Genomic DNA, 23,991 nt, shown 5'->3' with positions numbered 1-23,991 from the left:
CGCTCACTCCCGCCCGAGTATCGCCGCGGCGCCGTCGACGCCCTCACGGGTGCCGACGACGATCAGGGTGTCGCCGCCGGCCAGGCGGTAGTCCGGGCCCGGGGAGGGCACCGCGTCGGCCCGGCGGAGCACGGCGACGACCGAGGCGCCGGTCTCGGTGCGCAGGCGCAGGTCCCCCATGACCCGCCCGTTCCACACCGAGTGGGCGGAGAGTTCGATGCGCTCGGCGACGAGGCCGAGGTCGGTCGTGTGCAGCACGCTGGGGCTGTGGTGGTCGGGCATCAGGGCGTCGATGAGCGAGGACGCCTCGGCGCTCGTCAGATGCAGGGAATGCGCGCAGGCGTCGGGATCGTCCGGCCGGTAGACGTTGACCGACCTCGTCCCGTCGCGGTGGGCGATCACCGACAGATGGCGGTGTTCGCGGGTGGTGAGGTCGTACTGGACACCGATGCCCGGCAGGGGCGTGGTGCTCATCCGTGGAGCGGGCACGGCCCGTCCTCCTTGTCCGTTCAATTCGTGCAACGACTGCTCGCGCGGCGGCCGCCCCCGGCAGGGGACGGCCACCGCACACAACGCGCCATCGTTTCATCCCCGTACCGTGGCGCGATATGGGTGTCAGCACGGATGGACAGATGCCGCTCCCGGCCGAAAAGCTGGGAGTGGAGACGAGTGAGCCCCGGGCGGACGGCCTGAGGCGGTGGCACGGGCGTACGACGGCGACGATGGGAAACCCCCACGAGAGAGGCGGGACCATGTCGCTGTTCTGGCGGATCTTCCTGCTGAACGCCGCCGTGCTGGTGGCGGCCGTGCTGCTGCTGCTCGGCCCGGTGACGGTCTCCACCCCGGTGCTGCTGGTGGAGGCGCTCGTGATCGGGGTGGGGCTGGTGGTGATGCTGGTCGCCAACGCGGTGCTGCTGCGGATCGGCCTCGCCCCGCTGGCCCGGCTCACCCGGGCGATGACCTCGGCCGACCTGCTGCGTCCCGGCAGCCGGGCGGCGGTGGCCGGGCCGGGTGAGATGGCCGAGCTGATCACCACTTACAACACCATGCTGGAGCGGCTGGAGGCCGAGCGGGCGACGAGCAGCGCCCTCGCGCTGTCCGCCCAGGAGGCGGAGCGGCAGCGGATCGCGCAGGAACTGCACGACGAGGTGGGGCAGACGCTCACCGCGGTGCTGCTCCATCTGAAGCGGACGGCCGACCAGGTGCCCGAGCCGCTGCGGGAGGAGCTGCGCCAGGTGCAGGAGACGACCCGCGGCGGGCTGGACGAGATCCGGCGGATCGCCCGGCGGCTGCGCCCGGGCGTGCTGGAGGAGCTGGGGCTGCACAGTGCGCTGCGGGCCCTGTCGGCCGAGTTCACCGCGCCGGGGCTCACGGTGCGCCACCACATCTCCCCCGGGCTCCCCGAGCTGGACGACAAGCAGGAACTGGTGGTGTACCGGGTGGCTCAGGAGAGCCTGACGAACACGGCCCGGCACGCCGGGGCGCGCTCGGTGGACCTGCGGCTGGAGCCGGGCCCCGGCGGCGCCGTGGACCTGGTGGTCCGCGACGACGGCGCCGGGCTCGGCGGCGCGCCGGAGGGCTCCGGCATCCAGGGCATGCGCGAGCGTGCCCTGCTCATCGACGCCGGGCTGACGCTCGGCCCATCGGCGGACGGCGGAACGGAGGTGCGTTTGCGCGTGCCGGCCACGGAAGGAAGCACCGTATGACGACCCAGGCACCCGGACGGGCGGCCCGTATCCTGCTCGCCGACGATCACGCGCTGGTGCGGCGCGGGGTGCGGCTCATCCTCGACGGGGAGCCGGACCTCACCGTGGTCGCGGAGGCCGGCGACGGGGCCGAGGCCGTCGCCCTCGCGAAGAGCGAGGAGATCGACCTGGCGGTGCTCGACATCGCCATGCCCCGGCTGACCGGTCTCCAGGCGGCCCGCGAGCTGTCGCGGCTGAGGCCCGACCTGCGGATCCTCATCCTCACCATGTACGACAACGAGCAGTACTTCTTCGAGGCGCTGAAGTCGGGGGCGAGCGGCTACGTGCTGAAGTCGGTCGCCGACCGGGACCTGGTGGAGGCGTGCCGTGCGGCGATGCGCGACGAGCCGTTCATCTACCCGGGCGCGATCACCACGCTGATCCGGCGCTATCTGGACCGGGCGCGGGAGGGCGATCCGCTGCCGGAGCGGGCGATCACCGAGCGCGAGGAGGAGATCCTCAAGCTGGTCGCGGAGGGCCACACCTCCAAGGAGATCGGCGACATGCTGGTGATCAGCGCGAAGACCGTGGAGCGGCACCGGGCCAACCTGCTCCAGAAGCTGGGGCTCAGGGACCGCCTGGAGCTGACGCGTTACGCGATCCGGGTCGGCCTCATCGAACCGTGAGGCGCGGACCCGGCAAGGGCTCGGCGATCCGTGCGCCGAGCACCGCACGGGGCGCGCCGTCCGGTGCACCACGGGACGCGCCGTCCCGGTGCCGGGCACCCGCCGCGGGGCCTCGCCGGACCGTGAACCCGGCCCAGCATTGGTCCGGACCAGTGTATTGCCGGGCCGGGTGACCGCCGTCAAGCTGCCGGTATGGAACTGGAGTTGCGGCACCTGAAGACGATCCGGGCCATCGCCGACGCCGGCAGCCTCACCAAGGCCGCGACGGCGCTCGGACTCGCCCAGCCGGCGCTGAGCGCTCAGCTCCGCCGGATCGAACGGTCCCTCGGCGGGACGCTGTTCGAGCGCGGACGCTGCGGGGTGCGCACCACCGCGCTCGGCGAGCTGGTCCTCGACCGGGCCCGGGTGGTGCTGCCCGCGGTGCACGACCTCCAGGAGGAGGCGGTCCGCTTCGCCCGGACCTGGGACGGCGGGAGCCGGGGCTTCCGGCTCGGGGGCACCCACGGGCCGCTGCTCGGCGGGCTCATCGACCGGCTCGCCGAGGCCGAGCCGGACGCGAGCGTGGCCACCCATACCTCCTGGTCCGAACGGGAGATCGCCGCGCAGGCCGTCGAAGGGCGCCTGGACTACGCCCTGATCGGCACCTGCGGCGAGAGCGCGCCCCCGGAGGCGGGACGGCTCGCCTGGACGGAGGTGGCCCGCGACCCGGTGTTCGTGATGCTGCCCACCGGGCATCCGCTCGCCGCGCTGGAGGAGATCCCGCTCGCCGAACTGGCGGGCCAGGACTGGGCGGACGTCCCCGGCGACGGCTGCTTCGGCGACTGCTTCGCGGCGGCGTGCGTCCGCGCGGGCTTCACCCCCGCCCGCGTCTACGAGACCGACACCGCGTCCTGTGTGCACCTGGTGCAGGTGGGCCGGGCGGTCGGCCTGTGCCGGGCCACCTTCCCCACCACCCCCGGCCTGGTGACCCGCGCGCTCGCCGGCACGCCGCTGGTCTGGCGCCATCTGCTGGGCTGGCATCCCGCGTCGCCGGCCGCCGCGGGGGCGCCGGCGGTCATCTCCCATGTGCGGGCGGCCCATCACGAGGCGGCCCGCCGCAGCGCCAGCTACTCCCGGTGGCTGGCGGCGGGCGGGGGCGCGCCCCGCCATAACGCGATGCAGGGGGCCGGCTGACATCTGCTCGGCGGGGCCCCGCGGTCCCTACGGTTTCGGCACACCTCACCCGAGACCGAGGGGACTCCCCATGTTCCACAGACATGCCAGGGCGGCGTGCGCGGGCGCCGTGGCCGTCGGCGCGCTCGTCCTGGCCTCGTTGCAGGGCACCGCGTCCGCCGCGCCCACCGCGGCGGACCCGGCCGCCCGTTCCGCCGCGCGGACGCTGGGCACCGCGGCCGCCGCGCCCGAGCTGCTCGACGCCATGCGGCGCGACCTGGGGCTCACCCTGCCCCAGGCCGAGCGGCGCCTGGTGAACGAGGCCGAGGCGGGCGCCGCCGCCGCGCGCCTCCAGCGGCACCTGGGCGCCACGTTCGCCGGCGCCTGGGTGTCCGGCGCCGAGTCGGCCACGCTGACGGTGGCGACGACCTCGGCGGCGGACACGGCGGCGATCCGGGCGGCCGGCGCCGAGGCCCGGCCCGCCGCGCACTCGCTCGCCGCGCTGGAGAAGGCCAAGGCGGCCCTCGACCGGGCGGCGCTGCGCGGCGGTTCGGCCGGGGTGCCGGTCTGGTACGTGGACGTCCGCGCCAACAGCGTCGTGCTGGCCGCCGCCGATCCGGCGGCCGCCGAGTCGCTGATCGCCCGGAGCGGCACGGACCGGGCCCCGCTGCGGGTCACCGCCACCACCGAGGCGCCGCGGCCGCTGTACGACATCCGGGGCGGCGACGCGTACTACATGGGCGGCGGCGGCCGGTGCTCGGTCGGCTTCGCCGTCACCCGCGGCACCCAGCACGGCTTCGCCACGGCCGGCCACTGCGGCCGTGCGGGCACCGCCACCAGCGGCTGGAACCAGGTCGCCCAGGGCACGTTCCAGGCGTCCACCTTCCCCGGCCGGGACACCGCGTGGGTGCTGGCGAACGCCAACTGGACGTCCACGCCGTACGTCAAGGGCGCCGGCGGCCAGAACGTGCAGGTCACCGGCTCGGTGCAGCAGCCCGTGGGGGCGTCGGTGTGCCGGTCGGGCTCGACCACCGGCTGGCACTGCGGCACCATCCAGCAGCACAACACCAGCGTCACCTACCCGGAGGGCACGATCACCGGGGTGACCCGCACCTCGGTGTGCGCCGAGCCCGGCGACTCGGGCGGCTCGTACATCTCCGGCAGCCAGGCGCAGGGCGTCACCTCGGGCGGCTCGGGCGACTGCCGCACCGGCGGGACGACGTACCACCAGCCCGTCAACCCGCTGCTCCAGGGCTACGGCCTGACGCTGCGGACCACCACGGGCGGCGAGGAGCCGCCGCCGGGGGGCGAGGAGCCCGGCGGCACCTGGGCCGCGGGGAAGGTCTACGCGGCGGGTGACCGGGTCACCCACGGCGGCGCCGGCTACGTCTGCCTCCAGGGCCACCAGGCCCAGGCCGGCTGGGAGCCGTCGAACGTCCCCGCGCTGTGGCAGCGCGTGTGACGGCCTGACCGGAGGGGCGTGTGCCGCGGGGGGCCGCGGCACACGCGGTCAGGTGCCGGCCCCCGGGACCGTGGGCCCGGGGGCCGGACCGCCGTCCGTGCCCAGGAAGTGGAAGCCGGGCCGGGGGTGCATCAGGAAGTCGTGGTGCGAGATGTTCCACGCGTAGGCGCCGGCGAGCCCGAAGAGGACCCGGTCCCCGGCCCGCAGCCCGGGGGCCGGGACCCCGCGCGCGAGGACGTCCTTGGGCGTGCAGAGCTGGCCGGTGAGCGTGACGCGGCCGGACCGGGCCGCGGGCCTGGGCCAGGGCTCGGTCCAGGTGCCGACGGGCAGCACCGTGCAGGGCTGGTCGTGCCCCTTGGTGGCGGGGGTGCGCAGATGGTGGGTGCCGCCGCGGACCACGGCGAAGTCCTCGTCCCGGCTGCGCTTCACGTCCAGCACCTCGGTCGCGTACCAGCCGCAGTAGGCGGTCAGCGCGCGGCCCGGTTCGACGCGCAGCCGCAGTCCGGGGCGGGAGGCGAGCAGCTCGCCGAGGCCGTGCCCGTAGGCGGTCCAGTCGAAGCGGTCGCCGGGGCGGGCGTAGTCCACGCCCATGCCGCCGCCGATGTTCACCTCGTGCAGCGGCAGCCGGTGACGGGCGGTCAGCTCCTCGGCCCACCCGACGACGGAGCGGGCGACCGACAGCAGGGCGGGGGCGTCCAGTCCGCTGGCCAGGTGGGCGTGCACGCCCCGCAGCGCGAGCCCGGGCGCACCGGTCACCAGGCGCACCGCCTCGTCGGCGTCGGCCGGGTCGATGCCGAACGGGCTGGGCGTGCCGCCCATGGCGAGGGCGCTGCCGCGCGCGGTCTCCGGGTCGAGGGGCAGGTTGAACCGCAGCAGGACGCCGAGGGGGCGGCCGGGGCCGTCGGTGAGCCGGGCCAGGACGCGCAGCTCATGGAGGCTCTCGGCATGGATCCGGTGGATCCCCGCGCGGAGCGCGGAGCGGATCTCGTCCGGTGTCTTGCCCGGTCCGCCGAAGGCCGGCGGGCGGCCGGGCACGGCGGCGGCCACATGGGCGAGTTCGCCGCCGGAGGCCACCTCGAAGCCGTCGCAGTGGGGCGAGAGGGTCTCCAGCAGCCGCGGTTCCGGATTGGCCTTGGCCGCGTAGTACAGCTCGACGCGCTCCGGCAGGGCGGCGCGGACGCGGGCGGCGTGGGCCCCGAGGGCGTCCAGGTCGTAGAGGTAGGCGGGCAGGTCCCGGGACGGGAGCGCGAGGGCGAGGTCGCGGACGGCTGCGGTGGGGGCGGTCACCCGGCCTCCGTCCCGGGCGTCGCCGCGGCCACCGGTCGCCGCGGGGCGAAGGGCGAGTCGATGAGGACGTAGCCGGCGTCGCGGTCCGCGTCCCGCCGCCAGCGGGTCAGCAGGTTGGCCTTGGCGGGCAGGCGCGCACCGTCCAGCAGCGCCGTGAGCTCCGGCCGCGCGGGGCGGTGCCCGCCGGCGCAGCGGGCCAGCACCCCGCGGACCTCCTGCCACAGGGCGTCCTCCAGCCGCGGATGGCGGTCGGCGAGCGCGGCGAGGAGTTCGGCGACGTGGTTGACGAGCAGGCAGTAGACGACCCGGTGCCAGCCGCGGGCCGGATCGTAGGTGAGCGGGCCGGCGACGTCGGGCGGCAGCGCGGCGAGGGCCCGCGCGTGCGGGCCGGGCAGCAGCTTCGCGCCTTCGAGGTCGCGCAGCAGGACCTGCGCGGGCAGGCCGTCGCCGTCGACGCAGACCACCACGTTCTGCAGATGGGGTTCGAGGACGAGGCCGTGGTCGAAGTAGGCCGCGAGCACCGGCGGCACCAGCAGGTCCAGGTAGCGGCGCCACCAGTCGAGGGCCGCGGCGGAGCCCCGGCCGGCGAGCAGGTGGCGGACGCGGCCCGGCCCGTTGGGGTACTCGTCGGCGACGGCGGCCGCGAGCAGCGCGGTGGTGCCCGCGCGCTGGCGGGCCCCGAGACCCTCGCGGACGATGACGCCGAAGCCTTCGAGCAGGTCGCGGTCGGGGGCGCCGCCGGGGCCCGGGAGGGCGAGGCCGCGGTAGGCCGGTTCGCGCAGGACGGCCGCCCCGGGGAAGCGGGCGGCAAGGTCGTCGAGCGCGGGGCGCAGCAGCCGGGTGAGCGCGACCGCGCCGCTGAGCTCGTAGTGGGCGTTCTTGCGGACGCAGTTGGTGATGCGGACGTCGAGGCTGAACTTGAGGAAGGTCTCGCCGTCGTACAGGGTGCGCACCGACGCGGTCGGCACGAAGGGCACCGTGCCCGTCCCCAGGTCGAGGACGTCGCCGCGGGCCAGCGCCGCGCGCAGGGCGGGCCGTTCGCGCAGCAGCTCGTACTGCCAGGGGTGGGCGGGGAGCAGCCGGTAGCCGGGCGGGGCGTCGCCGAGCCGGTCGAGCGGGGACGCGGCCCCGGGCTCGGCGCACTCCTCGGCCGTCAGCTCCTCACGGACGGCGAGCAGCCGCAGCCCGAACGCGGCCCCGGCCTCGGGTGCGTAGGCCGCCCAGCGGTCCGGGTCGCCGCCGTGTGCCTTGGGCGTGGGGTGGAAGCGGTGGCCGAGGAGGAGCGACTGCTCGGAGGCGAGGTAGGCGGCGAGGGCGCCGCCGCCGTGGGTGCGCCGGGGGGCGGCGAGGGCGGTGCGGACCGCGCGGTGGCCGGCGGCGAGCTGGGCGAGGAACTCGTCGTTGACGACCCCGCTGCGCAGGGTGAGTTCGGCGTGGACGTGCTCGGCGAGCCGCTGCCAGGTGACGGGTGTCCAGCCGCCGTCGCGCTCCTCGGCGACGGGGCCGGTGAAGCGGTGGTGGCCGGTCCGCGAGGTGCGGCGCAGGGCGACGCGCAGGGTGGCGCCGCGGCGCGGGAGGCGCAGGGTCAGCCGGCCGTCGGCGACCGAGGTCTGCCCCTCGGGGCCCGAGACCTCGCGGACCAGGCAGTTGAGCAGGGTGTGGGCGACGGCGTCGTCGGCGGACGGGACCGCGGGAGGCGGCGCCGTCCCGTCGCCCTCGCCGTGCTCGGGTGCGGCTCCGTCCGGCCGTGCGGGGTGCGCGGGCCGGGAGACGGTGCGGGACAGGGGGCGGGGGGTGGTGCTGGGCATCGTCGGTCATGCCTCCCGCGGCAGGTAGTTGGGGCCGGTGGTGTAGTGCTTGTTGACGTCGCTCGCGCCCGACCGGGCCTTGGTGAGCAGGGATCCCGCGGTGACCATGGCCTTCACGGGCAGCCCGGGCGCGTCCAGCACCCGGGCGCGCAGCACGTCGCCGCCGTGCGCGGAGCCGAGCCGCCCGACGGCCTCGCGCAGGCGGTCGCGCACCAGGCGCAGCAGGTCCGCCAGCGGGGCGCGGCCGTGGGCGGCGAGGCCGAAGGCGTAGGCGCCGGCGCACAGATGGAGGGTGATCGTGGTGAACAGGTCGGCCACCGGACCGTCGTCCGCGCACAGCACGCGGGGGTCGTCGAAGGCGGGACCGGGGGCGGCGGCGCCGAGGCGGGCGCGCAGCCGGACGGTGTTGACCCGCGGGCCGTCGTTGTCCTTGAGGAGCAGCCGTACGGGGTGGGCGGCGGCGGGGTCGAGCACCAGGGAGACGTTCTGCTGGTGCGACTCCAGGGCGATGCCGTAGCCGAAGAGCGTGGTCCCCCAGTCGAACAGCAGCGTGAGCAGGGCGTCGAGGAGGGCGAGCGGGTCCCCGGCGAAGTGCCGGCGGGCGAGGTGGTCGATCACCAGGCCCCCGGCGGGTGCGGGCGCGAGCAGGGCGGCGAGCGGGACCACCGTCGCGCCCCGGACGGCGGCGGGCAGCGTGCGGGTCAGCGCGGCGAGCAGCTCGTGGCCGGCGTGGGCGTACGCGCTCTCGTCGGCGAGCAGGACCGTGTCGCGGAAGCGCGGTTCGCGGGCGACGACGGCCTCCAGCAGCCGCTGTCCGGCGGCCCCGTCGCGCAGGGTGCCGGGTTTGACGGTGCGCCGGTTCAGCAGGCCGAGGGTGGCGGTGGCGAGCGGCAGTTTGACGTGGACGCGGGGGTCGGCCGCCAGGGCGACGGTCCGCATGGAGAGCGTGGGCACCACGGTGGGCCCGTGCCCCGGGGGCGCCAGGTGGGCGCGGCCCTCCAGGCCGCTGGCGCGCAGGGCGTCCCGCAGCGGGCCGTCGGCGGTGAGCGGGTGGACGGGCAGCAGCACGTGCCCGGCGTCGAGCCGTGCCGGCAGGCCCGCGGCGGACGGTGCCACGGGCAGCGCGCCGGCCGCGGCGCTCCCCGCCGAGGTGACGGCCCCGGCGGGGAGCGCCAGCAGCCGCAGGGCGAACGACGGATGGAACTCGGGCGCGTAGGCGCGCAGTTCGGCCTCGCCGAGGCCGGTGCGGCTCCGGGAGGCCGGGTACACGGGGTGGTCGGTGCGCGCGGCGAGGGTGTCGAAGGCGAGCGACGCGGCGGGGCCCGTCCAGCCGGCCGGGTCGGGCCCGTACCGGTCGCCGAGGGCGGCGGCCGTCGCGGGGTCGGTGGCGGTGTGGAGGCGGGCCGCTTCGAGGGCGTGGCGGCATTCGCGGGCGAAGGCGCCGAACCCGGGGCGGTCGGCCGGGTCCGCGTGGGCGGCGAGCGCGGCGAGCACCTCGTCGCAGGTGGTCAGGTCGGTGCCGGAGCCCTCCCGGCGCAGCAGCGGGAGCCGGGCCGTCCACTCGCCCTGGAAACCGTCCTCGCGCACCGGCAGCAGCAGCGTCTCCGCGTCTCCCCCGCCCGCCAGCCGCAGCCAGACGCCGTCCGGCGCGGGGCAGGCGGTGGTGCGGCTGCGCAGCCCGGCGGCGTCCTCGCGCAGCAGCGCGCCCAGCACCCGCAGCAGCAGCGCGGCGGCCGGGCCGTCGCCGGCCGGGCTCACGGGGTGATCTCCCAGTGGAGGCCCGCGAGGAAGCCGTCCACGGCCCGGTCGACGCTCTCCGTGCTGTCGCCGACGGCGCGCACGATGCCGAGGAAGTCACGGTTGCTGTGGTGGACGTCGCGCCACTCGCCGATCTCGCGCGCCGGACGGTACGTCAGGCGGACGTCCCCGAGGGTGAGGTCGGCGGGGCCCGGGGCGGCCGTCAGGGTGCCGGGGCGGTCGGCGCACGGGTAGTCGAGCCGGGCGGCGCGGCCGGTGCGCGCGCCGAGGTCGCCGGGGAGCGGGCGCCCGAGATGGGTGGCGAGGACCAGTTCGAAGTAGGGGATGCCCAGCAGTTCGGCGAGGAGCAGGTCGCACTGGTCGCCGATGGCCCGGTAGTTGACCTCGATGAGGCGGGCGCGCCCCTCGTGGACGACGAACTCGGTGTGGCAGGCGCCGAACCCGACGCCCAGGGCCTCCAGTTGCGCCAGCACCTGGCCGACCACCGGCGCGGGGTGGGCGGGCACGAAGGTGAGGCGCTCCTCGATGAAGTGGGGCGGCGGCGACAGCTCGGTGCGGAAGCCGCCCAGCACATGCAGCGTCCGGCCGTCCCCGAGGGTCTCCAGGGTGCACAGGTCGCCCGGCAGGAACTCCTCCACCACCAGCGCGGCCCCCGGCCGGCGGGCCCGGACGCGCTCGCAGTGCGCGAGGAGCGCGGCCCGGTCGTCCGCGCGGACGACGTCCTCGCCGGCCACGCCCTCGCGCGGTTTGACGACGCACGGGTACGGGACGCCGGGGGCGGCGAGCCCGTCGAGGACGCCGGCCGGCTCGCGGTCGGCGGGCAGTTCGGCGGCCCACACGGTGTCGGCGCCCGCCCGCGCGAGCCGGCGGCGCATCTGGGCCTTGTCCTTCGCGCACAGCGCGGCGCGCCAGTCCTTGCCGGGCAGGCCGAACCAGTCGGCGGCCAGCGCGGCCTGGGCCTGGAGGTGGTCGCTGTTGGTGAAGACGGCGCCGGGGGCGGGGCCCTGCGACAGGGCGCTGATCACGGCACGGAAGTCGCGGACGTCGCAGCCGGTCACCTCGGTGTCCGGGTACGCGGCGCGGTGCGCGTCCGGCTGGTCGGTGAGCACGGTGAGGTCGAGTCCCATGGCGCGCGCGGCGGGCAGGAAGCCCTCCGTGACGGAGTCGGTCGGGTTGAGGGCGAGCAGGTGGAGCTGCATCAGGGGGTCACTTCCGGGGGGTCACAGCCGAGGGATCACTTCCGCGCGCACGCAAGGAGAGGGCGGACGGCACCCGGCGGGGTCCCGTTCCCGGTCATGGCCGGCGAGTCGCTGGTCATGACCGGTGAGCTTAGGTTAGGCAAGCCTTATTCCGCCAACTCGGCGCGCCCGGGCCGGGGTTCGCGATCATCGCGCCGGTTTATGAGTAAGGTGACCCTTACTCCGGCCCCCGCGGCGCTCTGCCGCGGTGCGCGCTCCCCCCTGCCCGTACGAGGAGTCCCCCCGTGATCCCGGCCCCGGCGTCGGCCCCCGCCCGCCCCTCGGTGAGCGCCGCCGCCCTGCTCGCCCCGGTCCACCGGCGTCTCGCCGCGCTCTGCCCGGCGCTCGACCTCACCGTCGCCGAACCGCCCTCCCCCGTGCGCCAGGGCTGGACGGACGCCGCCGAACTGGTGCTGCGGCCCGAACTCCTCGACACCCTCCTCGACGCCGAGGCGGAACGTATCCGCGCGCGCCACGGCCGCACGCCCCGCCCCGACGTCGCCGCCTCCCGCACCCTGCACGCCATGCTCTGGGCGGTCTCACTGATCGTCAGCGGCCCCTGGTACCTGGAGCGCCGGGTACCGCTGCTGCGCTCCGGCGACGTGCGCACCCGGCTCGCCGACGACGCCTTCGAGGTGGTGCCGGGCGCCTTCGCCTGCCTGCCGGACGACCCGGCAGCGGCGCTGCCCGGCGTGCGCGTGGTGCACGACGAGGAGGCGCTGCGCGCCGAACTGCGCGTGGCCGTCACCGGCCAGGTCCGCCCCCTGCTGGCGGCGCTCGGGCCCCGGCTGCGGCGCGGACCGCGCGCCCTGTGGGGCATGGCGGGCGACGACCTGGTGTCGGCCGTCTGGTACCTCGGGCGGATGCTGGGCGAGGAGGAGCACGCCGTGCGGGCGGCCGGCGAACTGCTGCCCGGTCCGCTCGGCCCCTTCCCCGGCGGCGCGGACTTCCGCACCCTGACGGGGCGGGACGGCCGGCGGCACCCGACCAGGACCCGGCTCGGCTGCTGCCTCCACTACACGGTCGCCCCGGCCGAGGCGTGCGCCACCTGCCCGCGCACCTGCGACGCGGAGCGCCTGCGCCGCCTGGAGGGCGACCCCCCGGCGGGGTGAGACGGGCCCACGCACCGCCGGGGCATGCCGGGAGGCCGTACGGGGCCGGGCTCGCGGGGCCGGTTCAGCCCGTGACGCGGGCCATCAGCAGGGCGACGTCGTCGGGCGTGTCCGGCCTGCGCAGGGCGCTCAGCAGCCGCTCGCACGTGTCACCGAGCGTCGCGTCCACCGTCTGGAGCAGCCCCGTCAACGTCCCGAGCCGGGCGTCGATGTCCTGGTCCCTCGTCTCCACCAGGCCGTCCGTGTACAGCACCAGCACATCGCCGGGATCGAGGCCGACGGTGATGCTGCGCAGCGGGACGCCGCCCACCTGACCGACACCGAGCGGCGTCCCCGACGGCAGGTCCAGCAGCCGCGGCGCGCAGCCCCGCCGCACCAGCACCGGCGGCAGATGCCCCGCGTTGGCGATGCAGCACTGGGCGCGGTGCGGGTCGTAGACGGCGTAGATGCAGGTGGCGATGTACGGGTCGAGCCCGGCGGTGATCTCGTCGAGGTGGCGGAGCACCACCGCGGGGTCCAGGGCCAGCCGGGCGAGCGTCTGGGTGGCGGTGCGCAGCCGCCCCATGGCGGTGGCCGCGGTGATCCCGCTGCCCATCACGTCGCCGACCACCAGCGCGGTGCGCTCCCGCTCCATGGGGATGACGTCGAACCAGTCGCCGCCGACCTCGCTCCCGGCCCGCGCGGGCTGGTAGCGGGAGGCGGCCTCCAGCCCGACCAGCCGCCGGGGCATCTCGGGCAGCATGCTGCGCTGGAGGGTGAGCGCGGTCTGGCGCTGCTCGCGGTACCAGCGGGCGTTGTCGATGCAGACGGCGGCGCGGGAGGCGAGCTCGGCGGCGAGCAGCACGTCGTCCTCGGTGAACGGCTCCGGGTTGCGGCACCGCTTGAGGTCGATCGCGCCCAGCACCTCGCCCCGCGCGATCAGCGGCACCGCCATGTACGAGTGCACCCCGGCCCGCGCCAGCAGCCGGGCGGCGCGGTCGTCGCGGGCGATGACCCGCAGATCGGCGGCGGACACCTCGGGGATCACCACCGGGCGCGCGGTGGCGACGCACCGGGTGACCAGGCGGCCGGCGTCGTAGCGGGCGAGCTCGCCCGGACGGTCGGCGGCGTCGACGGCGACGCTGGGAAAGGCCGCGGCGACGGCGAGCGCGCGGATCAGCACATGCCCTTCGTCGGAGTCGGGGCCCGGAGGGCCGCCCGGCCCGGCGAGCACCCGGTCGAGCACGTCGACGGCCGCGACGTCGGCCAGGCGGGGCACGGCCACGTCCGCGAGTTCGCGGGCGGTCTGCTCCAGGTCGAGCGTCGTCCCGATGCGCACGGAGGCGTCGGCGATGAGCGCGAGCCTGCTGCGGGCCCGTTCCGCCTCGATGGCCGCCCGGTGCCGGTCGGTGACGTCCACGACGGACACGGCGACGCCGATCACGCGCCCGCCCGGGTCCTCCAGCCGGTACAGCGACACCGACCAGGCGCGCTCCCCGGCCGGTTCGGCGCGGATCCGCCCGACCACATGCCGGTCCAGCAGCGGCGTCCCGGTGGCCAGGACCTCCCGCAGGGCCGCCTCCAGCCGGTCGGCGTCGCCGAACGGCAGCGTCTCGCGGAAACTGCGGCCGAGCAGCTCCTCGGCGGGCAGCCCGCCGATGCGCTCCAGGGCGGGGTTGACGGCCACGTACCGCAGGTCGGGGCGGAGCACGGCCAGCCCGATCGGCGACTGGTCGACGAGACGGACGGAGAGGGCGAGGTCCCGCTCGACACGGCGCAGGGTGGCCTGGTCCTGGGCGAGGCCGAGGGCGTAGAGGTTGCCGGTGTCGTCCTGGAGGCGCATGTTGCGCCACTCCAGCAGCCGGGTCGAACCGTCCTTGTGGTGGACCCGGAAGACGCCCTCCCAGCCCTCGCCGCTCTCCATGACCTGCTGGAAGAGGTCGAGCACCAGGTCGAGGTGCTCGTCCGCGACGAGCAGCCGAGCGGCGGGCCGGCCGAGGGCCTCCTGCGGCGTGTAGCCGAGCAGCTCCTCGGCCTGCGGGCTCCAGAGCACGATCCGGCCCTCGGCGTCGAGGACGACGGCGGCGACCCCGAGCAGGTCCATCAGCCCGCCCGGCGGTGACAGGGCCGCTTCCGCGCGGCTCTCACCCGCGATGCCAGCACGGAACACATCGCTGCCCACGATCACTCCTTGCCGCAGTCGCGGTGCGCGGGCGGGGGCACGCCGAACGGCTCACGTCCTCGCACCGGGATGACGGGTCACCCCCCATACTCCCTCCCCGTCCGCCGGTGCCGCAGCCCTTCGGGCCGATCCGGCCGTCAGAGCACCGGTTCCGCGGGGTGGTGTGCGGCGAGGGCCCAGATCACGAACACGTCCAGCGCGATCACGATCACCGACCAGACCGGTGCGTACGGCAGGAAGAGGAACTGGGTGACCATCGACAGCGACGCCAGCAGGATGCCGGTGATCCGGGCCCAGGAGGCGCCCTTGAGGACGCCGGCGCCGGTCGCCGCGACCAGGACGCCGAGCACCAGGTGGATCCAGCCCCAGCCGGTCAGGTTGACGCGGTAGACGTAGTCGCCGACCCGCGCGTACCAGTCGTCCTCGGCGATGCCCGCGATCCCCTGGAATACGGCGAGGACCCCGGTGCAGAGCATGAGGACACCGGCGAAGACGACTCCCCCGGTCACCCAGCCGCTGTGCGGATCGGGCACCGGGGGCATCGCGCCCACCGGGGGCGACTGCTGGCTCATGGCGTGCTCCTTCCGGACCGCGCACGGGAGCGCACGGTGCGTTACGAGCGTGTGGCCCGCCCGCCGGGGCCGCCAGGCGGCCGGTCCGGACAGGGGACGGGGGCCGGCGTCACCCGGTCCGAGCAGCACACCGGGCGCCCGGCGCCCGGGTCGGCGTTGACTGGGCGGGCAGGGGGGCGAGGCGGGAGGACGAGATGGCGGCCGCGCAAACCAGAGGCCGGCGCAGCGGGCTGCCGGTGCGCGGCTGGGTCGTGGGCACCACCTGCGCGGCGGCGATGACGCTGGCGTACTTCCTGGTGCCCCTGGAGCATTTCGGCACCGACAGGCCGCTGCTGAGCTGGGCGGTCTTCATCGCGCTGCTGGTCTCGGTGGCGCTGCTGCTGCTGGTGCAGATCCGCGACGTCCTCACCGACGACCCGCGCGCCCGGCCGGGCATCGTGATCCCGCTGCTGGTGTGTCTGACGGTGGTCGTCTTCGCGGGGGCGTACCACGTGCTGGCCCGGCATCCCGGCGAGTTCAGCGGCCTGAGCACCCGCACGGACGCCCTGTACTTCACGGTGGTCACGCTGGCGACCGTCGGCTACGGGGACATCGTGCCCACCGGGCAGAGCGCCCGGGTGGTGACCATGGTCCAGATCCTCTACACCTTCGTCTTCCTGACGGCGGCGACCACGACGCTCTCCCGGCGGCTGCGCAGCCGGGTCGGCGAGCGGCTCGGCGTCCGCATCGACGGCCCGGACGGCCCCGACGAGCCGGGCCCCTCCGCCCCGGAGCCCGGCGCGCGGTGAGGGGGCGGCCCGCGGCGGGGCCCTCCGGCTGGGCTGCGTGGTGAGAACGGACCAGTGAGAGTGATCCGTTCCCACGCGCCCCCGGGGCCGTACGGCATACCGTCGGCGTGCCGGCACCCGGCGCCGGCCCCCGTCACCCACCGCCCCGAGGTGTGCCCGATGCCCCTGCAGCCCTGGTTCTCCGACGCCAAGCTCGGGATCTTCGTCCACTGGGGCGTCTACGCCGTCGAGGGCGTCCCCGAGTCCTGGGCGTTCTACACCGGGCGGATGCCCCACGAGCGGTACATGGCACAGCTCGACGGCTTCACCGCGGCCAAGTACGACCCCGCCGCGTGGGCGGACCTGTTCGCCCGCGCCGGAGCCCGGTACGCCGTGCTGACCGCGCGTCACCACGACGGGGTCGCCCTGTGGGACACCGCCTTCGGCGAGCTGGACGTCGTGCGCCGTACGCCCGCGGGGCGCGACCTCGTCGGGCCGTACGCCGACGCGCTGCGCGAGCGGAGGCTGCGGGTGGGCCTGTACTACTCGCACTCCGACTGGAACCACCCCGACTACGCCAGCGTGCTGCACCCGTCCCCGGGCCGGGACCACGCGGACGTGCTGACCAGCCCCTGGGTGGCACCGGCCGGCGGGGCCGAGGACCCCGCCGCCTGGGCGCGCTACCTCGCCTACCGCGACGGCCAGGTCGGCGAGCTGGCCGACCGCTACCGTCCGGACCTGCTGTGGTTCGACGGCGAGTGGGAGCGCGCCGCCGGACAGTGGGGCGCCGACGCGCTCGCCGCCCGCGTCCTCGCCGCCGGTCCGAAGACGGTGTTCAACGCGCGGCTGCCCGGCCACGGCGACTACGCCACCCCGGAGCAGGGCGTGCCGCCGGTCGCCCCCGAGGGGCCGTGGGAGCTGTGCCTGACGGTGAACGACTCCTGGGGGTTCCAGCCGGGCGACACCCGCCACAAGCCGGTGCGCCAACTGGTGCGCCACTTCACGGAGACGATCGGCGCGGGCGGCAACCTGCTGCTCGGCGTCGGTCCCCGCGAGGACGGGACCTTCACCGCCGAGCAGACGGAGCGCCTCGAAGGGCTCGGCGCCTGGATCGCGGCCCACCGGGACGCCGTGTACGGGACGGCGGCGGGCCTGCCCCCGGGTCACCACTACGGCCCGAGCACCCTGTCGGCCGACCGCCGCACCCTGTACCTGGTCTGCTTCGACGCGCCGCGCGAACACGTCGCCGTACGGGGGCTGCGCAACCGGGTGCGGCGGGTGTCCGTGCTGGGCACGGGCGCCCCGCTCGGCCACCGGGTCGACGGCGGTCTACACGAGGTCCCCGGTACCACCTGGATCGACGCGCCCCGCGAGTCGGACGTGGACGCGTACGCGACGGTCCTCGCACTGGAGCTCGACGGCGAACTCGACCTCTACCGCGGCACCGGCCGCACCTGACACCGCCCGCGCCGCGCGCCGGACGGCGCGGGCACGGTGCGGGGCCTGCCCTGTCCGGGGACCGGGCCGGGCAGGCTCGGCGCCACGCGGCGCGACCCGCCCGGTCCGGCGGCACCGCGCCGGCGCGCGGTGTCCTCGATCGCCGGACGGGCTGCCCCTGTCAGCCGGTCCGGCGATCGAGGACACGGCGAAGGCCGTTCCGCGCCCACCGGCCCGCACACGCTCAGCCCGCACGGGCCGCACGGCCCGGTTCGACCGGCCCGGTTTCGCCCGGCCCGCTCCCGAACCGCGTCAGCCGCTCCCGTGGCCGGCGCGGACGGCGCGCGGGGAGGCGCCGAGTTCCCTTCGGCAGGCCTTGTTGAACGCCTGGAGGTCGGCGACGCCGACCGCCGCGGCGACGGCGGCCACCGAGAGCGTGGACTCGCGCAGCAGATGCCGCGCCCGCTCCATCCGGCGCCGCCGGATGTGCGCCACCACGGTGGCGCCGGCCTCGGCCCGGAACAGCCGGGTGAGGTGGTTGTGGGAGACGCCCGCGGCGGCCGCGACGGCGGGCACCGTCAGCGGCTCCGCGATACGGGACTCGATGTACGCGACGGCCGCGGCGAACGCCGGGTGCGGGCCGGCCGGCGCGCCCCGGGCCCCGGCCAGTCCGGCGACCCGCCACAGCGCCGCCCACACGTCCGCCGCCGCCCGTCCCGGCTGCCCGGCCCCCGCGGCGGCGGCGTGCCGCAGCAGGTCGCCCAGCACGGGCAGCAGCGCGCCGCAGTCCTGCATGACGGGCACCCGCACCGCCTCGCCGGTGCCCGGCAGCGCCAGGTGGGCGTACAGATGCTCCGAGCGGCCCCGGTACCGGTAGCGCACCAGCGCTCCGGGCGGCACCAGGCTCACCCGGCCGGGCCGGATCGTGAACCGCTCGCCGTCGACGTCGAGTTCGCCGTCGTAGGCGTAGAGATGGAGCTGCCACAGGTCCGGCAGCCGGAAGACGTCGTGCAGCCCCGTGGTGCCGTGCACCCCCGTGCCGATGCTCGCGACCCGGGGCGGCAGATCGAGCCGGAGCGCGACCGTCCGGGGGTCCTGCGGGGAGACGGCGGCCGGTGGCATGGTGAAAACGTACCAGCGGGCACGCTCCGAGGGACCGGCCGCCCCGGTGGCCGGGGGCGGCCCGTCCGCTCGCGGCGGCGTGCGGCCCGCCGCGTCGTTCCGCGAACGGACGGCCGAGCCGGCGGGGAAGGGCCGATACTGAGGGGAGTCGCCCCGCCGCACCGAGGAGGACCGTTGAAGATGCTCATCAATGTGCCGGAGACCGTCGTGGCGGACGCGCTGCGCGGGATGGCCGCGGCGCATCCGGAGCTCACCGTGGACGTCGAACGCCGGGTCGTCGTCCGGGGTGACGCGCCCGTCGCCGGGAAGGTCGCCCTGGTATCCGGCGGCGGTTCCGGGCACGAGCCCCTGCACTGCGGGTTCGTGGGACCCGGGATGCTGGACGCGGCCTGCCCCGGCGAGGTGTTCACCAGCCCCGTGCCGGACCAGATGGTGCGCGCCGCGGCCGCCGTGGACAGCGGCGAGGGGGTGCTCTTCGTCGTCAAGAACTACACGGGCGACGTGCTCAACTTCCGCATGGCGCAGGAGCTCGCCGAGGACGAGGGCGTGCGGCTGGCCACCGTGCTCGTCGACGACGACGTCGCCGTGGCCGACAGTCTCTACACCGCCGGGCGGCGCGGCACCGGGGCGACCCTGTTCGTGGAGAAGCTCGCGGGGGCGGCCGCCGAGGCGGGCGCCCCGCTGGAGCGGGTGGAGTCGCTGGCCCGCCAGGTCAACGAGAGCTCCCGCAGCTTCGGGGTCGCGCTGAGCGCGTGCAGCACCCCGGCCAAGGGCGGGCCGACCTTCGACCTGCCGCCCGGCGAGCTGGAGCTCGGCATCGGCATCCACGGGGAGCCCGGACGCGAGCGCCGCCCGATGATGACCTCGGGCGAGATCGCGGACTTCGCCGTCGGGGCCGTCCTGGAGGACCTGCGGCCGACGGGCCCCGTCATCGCCCTCGTCAACGGGATGGGCGGCACACCGCTGCTGGAGCTGTACGGCTTCAACGCGGAGGTGCAGCGGGTGCTCTCCGAGCGCGGGGTGCCCGTGGTCCGCACCCTCGTCGGCAACTACGTCACCTCCCTCGACATGGCGGGGTGCTCGGTGACGCTGTGCCAGGTGGACGAGGAACTGCTGCGGCTGTGGGACGCGCCGGTGCAGACGCCCGGGCTGCGCTGGGGCCGCTGAGGTCCCGGGTCGCTGAGCGCGGGCGGCTGCGTCCCGCGCGACAGGCGGCGAAGGGCCGCACATCCGACACGACGAGGGAGTTCCTGTGCTCGACACCGCCTTCTTCCGGCGCTGGCTGGCGCTCGCCGCCGCGGCCGTGGACCGGGAGGCCGACCGGCTCACCGAGCTGGACTCGGCGATCGGTGACGCCGACCACGGCAGCAATCTGCGGCGCGGCTTCGCCTCCGTCTCCGCCGCCCTGGACGCGGAGCCCCCGGCGACCCCGGGCGCCGTGCTCGTCCTCGCCGGACGGCAGCTCATCTCCTCGGTCGGCGGCGCGTCCGGACCGCTGTACGGGACGCTGCTGCGCCGCACCGGCAAGGAACTCGGGGACGCGACCGAGGTCGCTCCCGGGCGGCTCGCCGAGGCGCTGCGCGCCGGCGTGGCGGCCGTCGCCCAGCTCGGCGGGGCGGCGGCGGGCGACAAGACCATGCTGGACGCGCTGGAACCGGCGGTGGCCGCGCTCGGTGACACGACGGAGTCGTTCGCCGCGGCACGGGACGCCGCCGAGGCGGGCGCGCAGGCCACGGTGCCCCTCCAGGCGCGCAAGGGCCGGGCCAGCTATCTCGGGGAACGCAGCATCGGGCACCGGGATCCGGGGGCGACGTCGTCGGCGCTGCTGATCGCCGCCCTCGCGCAGGCGGCGGAGGAGGAGGCGTGAGCGGCGGGGACGGCCTGGTCGGCATCGTGCTCGTCTCGCACAGCGCGCGGGTGGCCGAGTCCGTGGCGGAGCTCGCCCGGGGGCTCGCGGGCGGGGGCGCGCTCGCGCCGGTGGCGCCCGCCGGCGGGACGCCGGACGGCGGCCTCGGGACGAGCGCCGAGCTCATCACCGCCGCCGCATCCGAGGTGGACGGCGGGGCCGGTGTGGCGGTCCTCGTCGACCTCGGCAGCGCCGTGCTGACGGTGAAGGCCCTGATCGCCGAGGGGGACGAACTGCCCGCCGGGGCCCGGCTGGTGGACGCGCCGTTCGTCGAGGGCGCGGTCGCCGCGGTGGTCACGGCCTCGGCCGGCGGGGACCTCGACGCCGTGGCGACGGCGGCGGCGGAGGCGTACGGCTACCGCAAGGAGTGACCGGGCACGGCGCCTTTCCGGCGGGCGCCCGGCCTCTCCCGGCGGCGCCTCGCGGCGGGGCGGCGCCGGGGAAGGCCCCGGCGGAGGGCGCGCGGCGCGCGGGGCGGGCGCGCGAGGGGTCGCGGAGAGCGCCCGGCCGGGAGCGGCTTGTGAGCCCGCTGGTCGGGGGACTACTGTCACGGGGCCTTGGTGTTCGGGAAACCGGTGCGGAACCGGTGCGGCCCTCGCCACTGTGATCGGGATGTCCGGCTCCACCTCCCCCTCCGGGGGAAGCCACTGGGACACCGCGGGAGACCGCGGCGCCTGGGAAGGCGGAGCCGGGTGTGACGTGTGCCCGGAAGACCTCCGGACACCGACGCCCGTCAGCCAGGAGACCGGCCAGGGTGCGTTGTCCATCCACGAGGTGCTGGAGAGGGTCTCCCAACCATGCATATAGCCGAGGGGTATCTGCCCCCGTTGCACGCCGTCGCCTGGGGCGCGGCGTCCGCCCCGTTCGTCGTCCACGGTGTCCGCGCCCTGACCCGTGAGGTCAAGGCCCATCCCGAGTCCACGCTGCTGCTCGGCGCCTCCGGCGCCTTCACGTTCGTGCTCTCGGCGCTCAAGATCCCGTCGGTGACGGGAAGCTGCTCCCACCCCACCGGCACCGGACTCGGGGCGATCCTCTTCAGGCCGCCGGTGATGGCGGTGCTCGGCACCATCACGCTGCTGTTCCAGGCGCTGCTGCTGGCGCACGGCGGGCTCACCACGCTCGGCGCCAACGTCTTCTCGATGGCGATCGTCGGGCCGTGGGCCGGCTACGCCGTCTACCGGCTGGCGCGCCGCGGCGGCGCGCCCCTGATGGTCGGCGTGTTCCTCGCGGCGTTCACGGCCGACCTCGTCACCTACTGCGTGACCAGCGTCCAGCTCGCGCTCGCCTTCCCCGACCCGGGCACCGGTTTCCTGGGGGCGCTCGCCAAGTTCGGCGGGATCTTCGCGGTGACGCAGATCCCGCTGGCGGTCAGCGAGGGGCTGCTGACCGTGCTGGTGATGCGGCTGCTCGTCCGGTCCAGCAAGGGCGAACTGACCCGTCTGGGCGTGCTGGTGACCGGTGGCGCCCGCGGCGCCGCGAAGGAGGCGGGGGTCCGATGAGCCGTAACGCGAAGATCAACACGCTGCTGGTCCTGATCGTGGTGGCGCTGGCCGTCCTGCCGCTGGCCCTCGGGCTCGGGGACCACAAGGAGGAGCCGTTCACGGGCGCCGACGCGCAGGCCGAGACGGCGATCACCGAACTGGAGCCGGACTACGAGCCCTGGTTCTCGCCCCTGTACGAACCGCCGTCCGGCGAGGTGGAGTCCGCGCTGTTCGCCGTCCAGGCGGCGCTCGGCGCGGGCGTCCTGGCGTACTACTTCGGGCTGCACAAGGGGCGCCGCCAGGGGGAGGCGCGCGCGGCGGCGGCCGCCGCCGCGGATCCCGGCGCGGGTGACGCGGGTGACGCGGGTGACGCCGCGTCCGGCGGGGCCGGGGTCGCGGACGGCACCGCGCCCGGCGGCAGCACGACGGCCGCTTCCTGACCGGCGGTGCTGCCGATCGACGCGGCGGCGCACAGCAGTCGCTGGCGCCGCCGCCATCCCCTGGAGAAGGCCGTCCTCGGTCTCGGCCTGACGGTCACGGCCGTCTGTCTGCCGCCCTGGCCGGGCGCCGTGCTCGTCGCGGCGGCGACCCTCACGGTGCTGCTCGGCCCGGCCGGCGTCGCCCCGCGGCAGCTCTGGCGCGCCTTCCGCGTCCCGCTGGGCTTCTGTGTGACCGGGGCCGTGCCCCTGCTGTTCGCCGTGGGCGGGCCGCAGGGCGCGGTGTCGCTCGCGCCCGGCGGGCCCGCGCACGCCGGGCAGTTGCTGCTGCGGACGTCGGCGGCCTCGCTCGGCGTGCTGCTGTTCGCGTTCACCACCCCCGTGTCGGACGTGCTGCCCCGGCTGGTGCGCGCGGGGGTACCGGCGCCCGTCGTCGACGTCGCCCTGGTGATGTACCGGATCACCTTCCTGCTGCTGGACTCCGTCGCCCGGGTGCGCCAGGCCCAGGCCGCCCGGCTCGGCGCGACCAGCCGGGCGGCGGCGTGGCGTTCGCTGGCCGGGCTCGGGGCGACGGCGTTCGTCCGCGCCTTCGACCGGGCGTCGCGGCTCCAGACGGGCCTCGCGGGACGCGGCTACGACGGCACCCTGCGGGTGCTGGTGACGCGCGCGGCGGTGTCCCGGCCGTTCCTCTGCGGTGTCGCGGGGCTGCTCGCCGCGATCGTGCTGCTCACCCTCGCCCTCGAAAGGTACGTCCTGTGATCGTCCAGCTCGTCGACGCCCGTTACGCCTACGAGGACGGCCCGTTGGTCCTCGACGGGATCGGCCTCGCGCTCGCCGAGGGCCGCGCGACGGCCCTGCTCGGGCGCAACGGGAGCGGCAAGACCACCCTGCTGCGGCTGCTCACCGGCGGCCTGCGGCCCGCCTCGGGGCGGCTGCTGCTGGAGGGCGAGCCGGTGACGTACGACCGGGCCGGGCTGACACGGCTGCGCACGACGGTGCAGCTCGTGGTGCAGGACCCGGACGACCAGCTCTTCGCGGCGTCCGTCGGGCAGGACGTGTCCTTCGGGCCGATGAACCTCGGCCTGCCGGAGGAGGAGGTCCGCGCGCGGGTCGGCGAGGCGCTCGCCGCGATGGACATCGAGTCCCTGCGCGACCGCCCGACGCACCTGCTCTCCTACGGGCAGCGCAAGCGCGCGGCGATCGCGGGGGCGGTGGCGATGCGGCCGCGGGTGCTCGTCCTGGACGAGCCCACCGCGGGGCTCGACCCGCACGGCCAGGAGCGGTTGCTGGAGGTGCTCGACGGACTGCGGCAGGCGGGCACGACGGTGGTGATGGCCACCCACGACGTGGACCTCGCCCTGCGCTGGGCCGACGACGCCGTCGTCCTCGCCCCGGGCGGCCCGCGCACCGGCCCGGTCGCCGAACTCCTCACCGACCAGGCCCTCCTGGACACGGCCCGCCTCCGCCGCCCGTGGGGCACGGCGGTGACCCACCTCCTCACGTCCCACGGCCTCCTCCCGCCGGGCACACCCGGCCCGCGCACGGCGGAGGAGGTGTCGGGGTACCTGCCGTAGGCCGGGGGCCCGCCGGGGCGGGGGCTGCCCGGTGAGGTTCGCCCGCCTTGGCAGGCGCTTCCGCCCGGATGGGGGCCCGCCGGGGCGGGGGCTGCCCGGTGAGGTCTGCCGCCTTGGCAGGCGCTTCCGCCCGGGTGGGGCTGCCCGGATGGGGCCCGCCGTGGGCGGGGGCCGCCCGGTGGCGCTCCGGCCCGGACGGGGCCTGCCGCAGGCCGGCGGGCCGCCGCAGGCGGTTCCAGCGCAGGCCGGGCAGTCGGCCTGCGGCACGCGGCCGGCGGGCACGGCGTTCCCGCCGCAAGCGGATCCCGCTCAGGGGGCATCGCCAGGCGAGGGCCTTGCCGCAGGC

At 76.3% G+C, this 23,991-nt stretch carries 22 protein-coding genes and 1 riboswitch; of the genes, 14 read left to right on the top strand and 8 right to left on the bottom strand.

Annotation, left to right across the window (positions count from 1 at the left end):
- Positions 1-3 precede the first annotated feature (3 nt).
- The gene (locus JE024_RS31800) at positions 4-489 is read right to left on the bottom strand and encodes a cation:proton antiporter regulatory subunit (protein WP_465270494.1); all 486 of its coding nucleotides are present in this window, start codon (positions 487-489) and stop codon (positions 4-6) included.
- A gap of 263 nt (positions 490-752) precedes the next feature.
- Between JE024_RS31800 and JE024_RS31795 the strand changes: the two genes are divergently transcribed.
- From JE024_RS31795 to JE024_RS31780, 4 genes are all read left to right on the top strand, one after another.
- Positions 753-1,706, top strand: coding sequence for a sensor histidine kinase (locus tag JE024_RS31795; RefSeq protein WP_205378455.1), 954 nt, complete (start codon positions 753-755; stop codon positions 1,704-1,706).
- On the top strand, positions 1,703-2,371 hold the full coding sequence (locus JE024_RS31790; RefSeq protein WP_205377348.1) for a response regulator: 669 nt from the start codon (positions 1,703-1,705) through the stop codon (positions 2,369-2,371). The genes JE024_RS31795 and JE024_RS31790 overlap by 4 nt, the downstream gene beginning before the upstream one ends.
- 192 nt (positions 2,372-2,563) lie before the next feature.
- A complete protein-coding gene (locus tag JE024_RS31785) occupies positions 2,564-3,544 on the top strand; it encodes a LysR family transcriptional regulator (RefSeq protein WP_205377347.1) in 981 nt (326 codons plus the stop codon).
- 70 nt (positions 3,545-3,614) lie between these two features.
- Positions 3,615-4,985 (top strand): carbohydrate-binding protein, encoded by a 1,371-nt coding sequence (locus JE024_RS31780; RefSeq protein ID WP_205377346.1) that lies wholly within the window; start codon positions 3,615-3,617, stop codon positions 4,983-4,985.
- A 48-nt stretch (positions 4,986-5,033) separates the two neighbouring features.
- Here JE024_RS31780 and JE024_RS31775 read toward each other — a convergent pair whose 3' ends face one another.
- The 4 genes from JE024_RS31775 to JE024_RS31760 are packed head-to-tail and all read right to left on the bottom strand — an operon-like array spanning position 5,034 to position 11,037.
- Positions 5,034-6,272: a type III PLP-dependent enzyme gene (locus JE024_RS31775; protein ID WP_205377345.1), complete on the bottom strand. Its 1,239-nt coding sequence runs from the start codon at positions 6,270-6,272 to the stop codon at positions 5,034-5,036.
- Entirely contained in the window at positions 6,269-8,080 is a 1,812-nt protein-coding gene (locus JE024_RS31770) for an IucA/IucC family protein (RefSeq protein ID WP_205377344.1), read from the bottom strand. Before JE024_RS31770 ends, JE024_RS31775 begins: the two co-directional genes overlap by 4 nt.
- A gap of 6 nt (positions 8,081-8,086) precedes the next feature.
- The gene (locus tag JE024_RS31765) at positions 8,087-9,838 is read right to left on the bottom strand and encodes an IucA/IucC family protein (protein ID WP_244883290.1); all 1,752 of its coding nucleotides are present in this window, start codon (positions 9,836-9,838) and stop codon (positions 8,087-8,089) included.
- Positions 9,835-11,037, bottom strand: a complete 1,203-nt coding sequence (locus JE024_RS31760; RefSeq protein WP_205377343.1) for an ATP-grasp domain-containing protein — start codon at positions 11,035-11,037, stop codon at positions 9,835-9,837. The genes JE024_RS31765 and JE024_RS31760 overlap by 4 nt, the downstream gene beginning before the upstream one ends.
- A 284-nt stretch (positions 11,038-11,321) precedes the next feature.
- On the opposite strand from JE024_RS31760, the gene JE024_RS31755 reads away from it, so the two are divergent.
- Entirely contained in the window at positions 11,322-12,188 is an 867-nt protein-coding gene (locus JE024_RS31755; RefSeq protein ID WP_205377342.1) for a (2Fe-2S)-binding protein, read from the top strand.
- A 64-nt stretch (positions 12,189-12,252) separates the two neighbouring features.
- Here the strand turns inward: JE024_RS31755 and JE024_RS31750 are convergent, their stop codons facing one another.
- Together JE024_RS31750 and JE024_RS31745 are read right to left on the bottom strand one after the other, a co-directional pair.
- Positions 12,253-14,349: a SpoIIE family protein phosphatase gene (locus JE024_RS31750; RefSeq protein ID WP_372449888.1), complete on the bottom strand. Its 2,097-nt coding sequence runs from the start codon at positions 14,347-14,349 to the stop codon at positions 12,253-12,255.
- 137 nt (positions 14,350-14,486) lie between these two features.
- Complete coding sequence (locus JE024_RS31745) at positions 14,487-14,921, bottom strand: DUF7144 family membrane protein (RefSeq protein WP_205377341.1); 435 nt, start codon at positions 14,919-14,921, stop codon at positions 14,487-14,489.
- A 194-nt stretch (positions 14,922-15,115) separates the two neighbouring features.
- Between JE024_RS31745 and JE024_RS31740 the strand changes: the two genes are divergently transcribed.
- Together JE024_RS31740 and JE024_RS31735 are read left to right on the top strand one after the other, a co-directional pair.
- The gene (locus JE024_RS31740) at positions 15,116-15,709 is read left to right on the top strand and encodes a potassium channel family protein (protein ID WP_244883289.1); all 594 of its coding nucleotides are present in this window, start codon (positions 15,116-15,118) and stop codon (positions 15,707-15,709) included.
- 159 nt (positions 15,710-15,868) lie between these two features.
- Positions 15,869-17,146: an alpha-L-fucosidase gene (locus JE024_RS31735; RefSeq protein WP_205377340.1), complete on the top strand. Its 1,278-nt coding sequence runs from the start codon at positions 15,869-15,871 to the stop codon at positions 17,144-17,146.
- Between the two features lie 291 nt (positions 17,147-17,437).
- Here the strand turns inward: JE024_RS31735 and JE024_RS31730 are convergent, their stop codons facing one another.
- Positions 17,438-18,247, bottom strand: coding sequence for a helix-turn-helix domain-containing protein (locus JE024_RS31730; RefSeq protein WP_205377339.1), 810 nt, complete (start codon positions 18,245-18,247; stop codon positions 17,438-17,440).
- A 174-nt stretch (positions 18,248-18,421) separates the two neighbouring features.
- On the opposite strand from JE024_RS31730, the gene dhaK reads away from it, so the two are divergent.
- The 7 genes from dhaK (at position 18,422) to JE024_RS31695 (ending at position 23,645) form a co-directional block, all read left to right on the top strand.
- Positions 18,422-19,414 (top strand): dihydroxyacetone kinase subunit DhaK, encoded by a 993-nt coding sequence (dhaK, locus tag JE024_RS31725; RefSeq protein WP_244883288.1) that lies wholly within the window; start codon positions 18,422-18,424, stop codon positions 19,412-19,414.
- An 85-nt stretch (positions 19,415-19,499) separates the two neighbouring features.
- Complete coding sequence (gene dhaL, locus JE024_RS31720; RefSeq protein WP_205377338.1) at positions 19,500-20,114, top strand: dihydroxyacetone kinase subunit DhaL; 615 nt, start codon at positions 19,500-19,502, stop codon at positions 20,112-20,114.
- Positions 20,111-20,524, top strand: a complete 414-nt coding sequence (locus JE024_RS31715) for a PTS-dependent dihydroxyacetone kinase phosphotransferase subunit DhaM (RefSeq protein WP_205377337.1) — start codon at positions 20,111-20,113, stop codon at positions 20,522-20,524. The genes dhaL and JE024_RS31715 overlap by 4 nt, the downstream gene beginning before the upstream one ends.
- Positions 20,525-20,694: 170 nt before the next feature.
- Positions 20,695-20,921: riboswitch (cobalamin riboswitch) on the top strand.
- A 29-nt stretch (positions 20,922-20,950) separates the two neighbouring features.
- Positions 20,951-21,652: an energy-coupling factor ABC transporter permease gene (locus JE024_RS31710; RefSeq protein WP_205377336.1), complete on the top strand. Its 702-nt coding sequence runs from the start codon at positions 20,951-20,953 to the stop codon at positions 21,650-21,652.
- On the top strand, positions 21,649-22,074 hold the full coding sequence (locus JE024_RS31705) for an energy-coupling factor ABC transporter substrate-binding protein (RefSeq protein WP_205377335.1): 426 nt from the start codon (positions 21,649-21,651) through the stop codon (positions 22,072-22,074). The genes JE024_RS31710 and JE024_RS31705 overlap by 4 nt, the downstream gene beginning before the upstream one ends.
- A gap of 6 nt (positions 22,075-22,080) precedes the next feature.
- Complete coding sequence (gene cbiQ / locus JE024_RS31700) at positions 22,081-22,830, top strand: cobalt ECF transporter T component CbiQ (protein ID WP_205377334.1); 750 nt, start codon at positions 22,081-22,083, stop codon at positions 22,828-22,830.
- Entirely contained in the window at positions 22,827-23,645 is an 819-nt protein-coding gene (locus JE024_RS31695; protein WP_205377333.1) for an ATP-binding cassette domain-containing protein, read from the top strand. The genes cbiQ and JE024_RS31695 overlap by 4 nt, the downstream gene beginning before the upstream one ends.
- The last annotated feature ends 346 nt before the right edge of the window (positions 23,646-23,991 follow it).

It is taken from the genome of Streptomyces zhihengii (assembly GCF_016919245.1).
In the GTDB taxonomy this organism is placed as follows: Bacteria; Actinomycetota; Actinomycetes; order Streptomycetales; family Streptomycetaceae; genus Streptomyces; species Streptomyces zhihengii.
The sequence above is the reverse complement of the archived record's forward strand: the minus strand, read 5'-3'. Positions and strand labels throughout refer to the sequence as shown.

Bases quoted from the DNA above. Each gene is read 5' to 3' on its own strand.
- JE024_RS31795 (WP_205378455.1), top strand. From the start codon at position 753: ATGTCGCTGTTCTGGCGGATCTTCCTGCTGAACGCCGCCGTGCTGGTG.
- JE024_RS31790 (WP_205377348.1), top strand. From the start codon at position 1,703: ATGACGACCCAGGCACCCGGACGGGCGGCCCGTATCCTGCTCGCCGAC.
- JE024_RS31785 (WP_205377347.1), top strand. From the start codon at position 2,564: ATGGAACTGGAGTTGCGGCACCTGAAGACGATCCGGGCCATCGCCGAC.
- JE024_RS31780 (WP_205377346.1), top strand. From the start codon at position 3,615: ATGTTCCACAGACATGCCAGGGCGGCGTGCGCGGGCGCCGTGGCCGTC.
- JE024_RS31770 (WP_205377344.1), bottom strand. From the start codon at position 8,080: ATGCCCAGCACCACCCCCCGCCCCCTGTCCCGCACCGTCTCCCGGCCC.
- JE024_RS31760 (WP_205377343.1), bottom strand. From the start codon at position 11,037: ATGCAGCTCCACCTGCTCGCCCTCAACCCGACCGACTCCGTCACGGAG.
- JE024_RS31745 (WP_205377341.1), bottom strand. From the start codon at position 14,921: ATGAGCCAGCAGTCGCCCCCGGTGGGCGCGATGCCCCCGGTGCCCGAT.
- JE024_RS31740 (WP_244883289.1), top strand. From the start codon at position 15,116: ATGGCGGCCGCGCAAACCAGAGGCCGGCGCAGCGGGCTGCCGGTGCGC.
- JE024_RS31735 (WP_205377340.1), top strand. From the start codon at position 15,869: ATGCCCCTGCAGCCCTGGTTCTCCGACGCCAAGCTCGGGATCTTCGTC.
- JE024_RS31730 (WP_205377339.1), bottom strand. From the start codon at position 18,247: ATGCCACCGGCCGCCGTCTCCCCGCAGGACCCCCGGACGGTCGCGCTC.
- JE024_RS31710 (WP_205377336.1), top strand. From the start codon at position 20,951: ATGCATATAGCCGAGGGGTATCTGCCCCCGTTGCACGCCGTCGCCTGG.
- JE024_RS31705 (WP_205377335.1), top strand. From the start codon at position 21,649: ATGAGCCGTAACGCGAAGATCAACACGCTGCTGGTCCTGATCGTGGTG.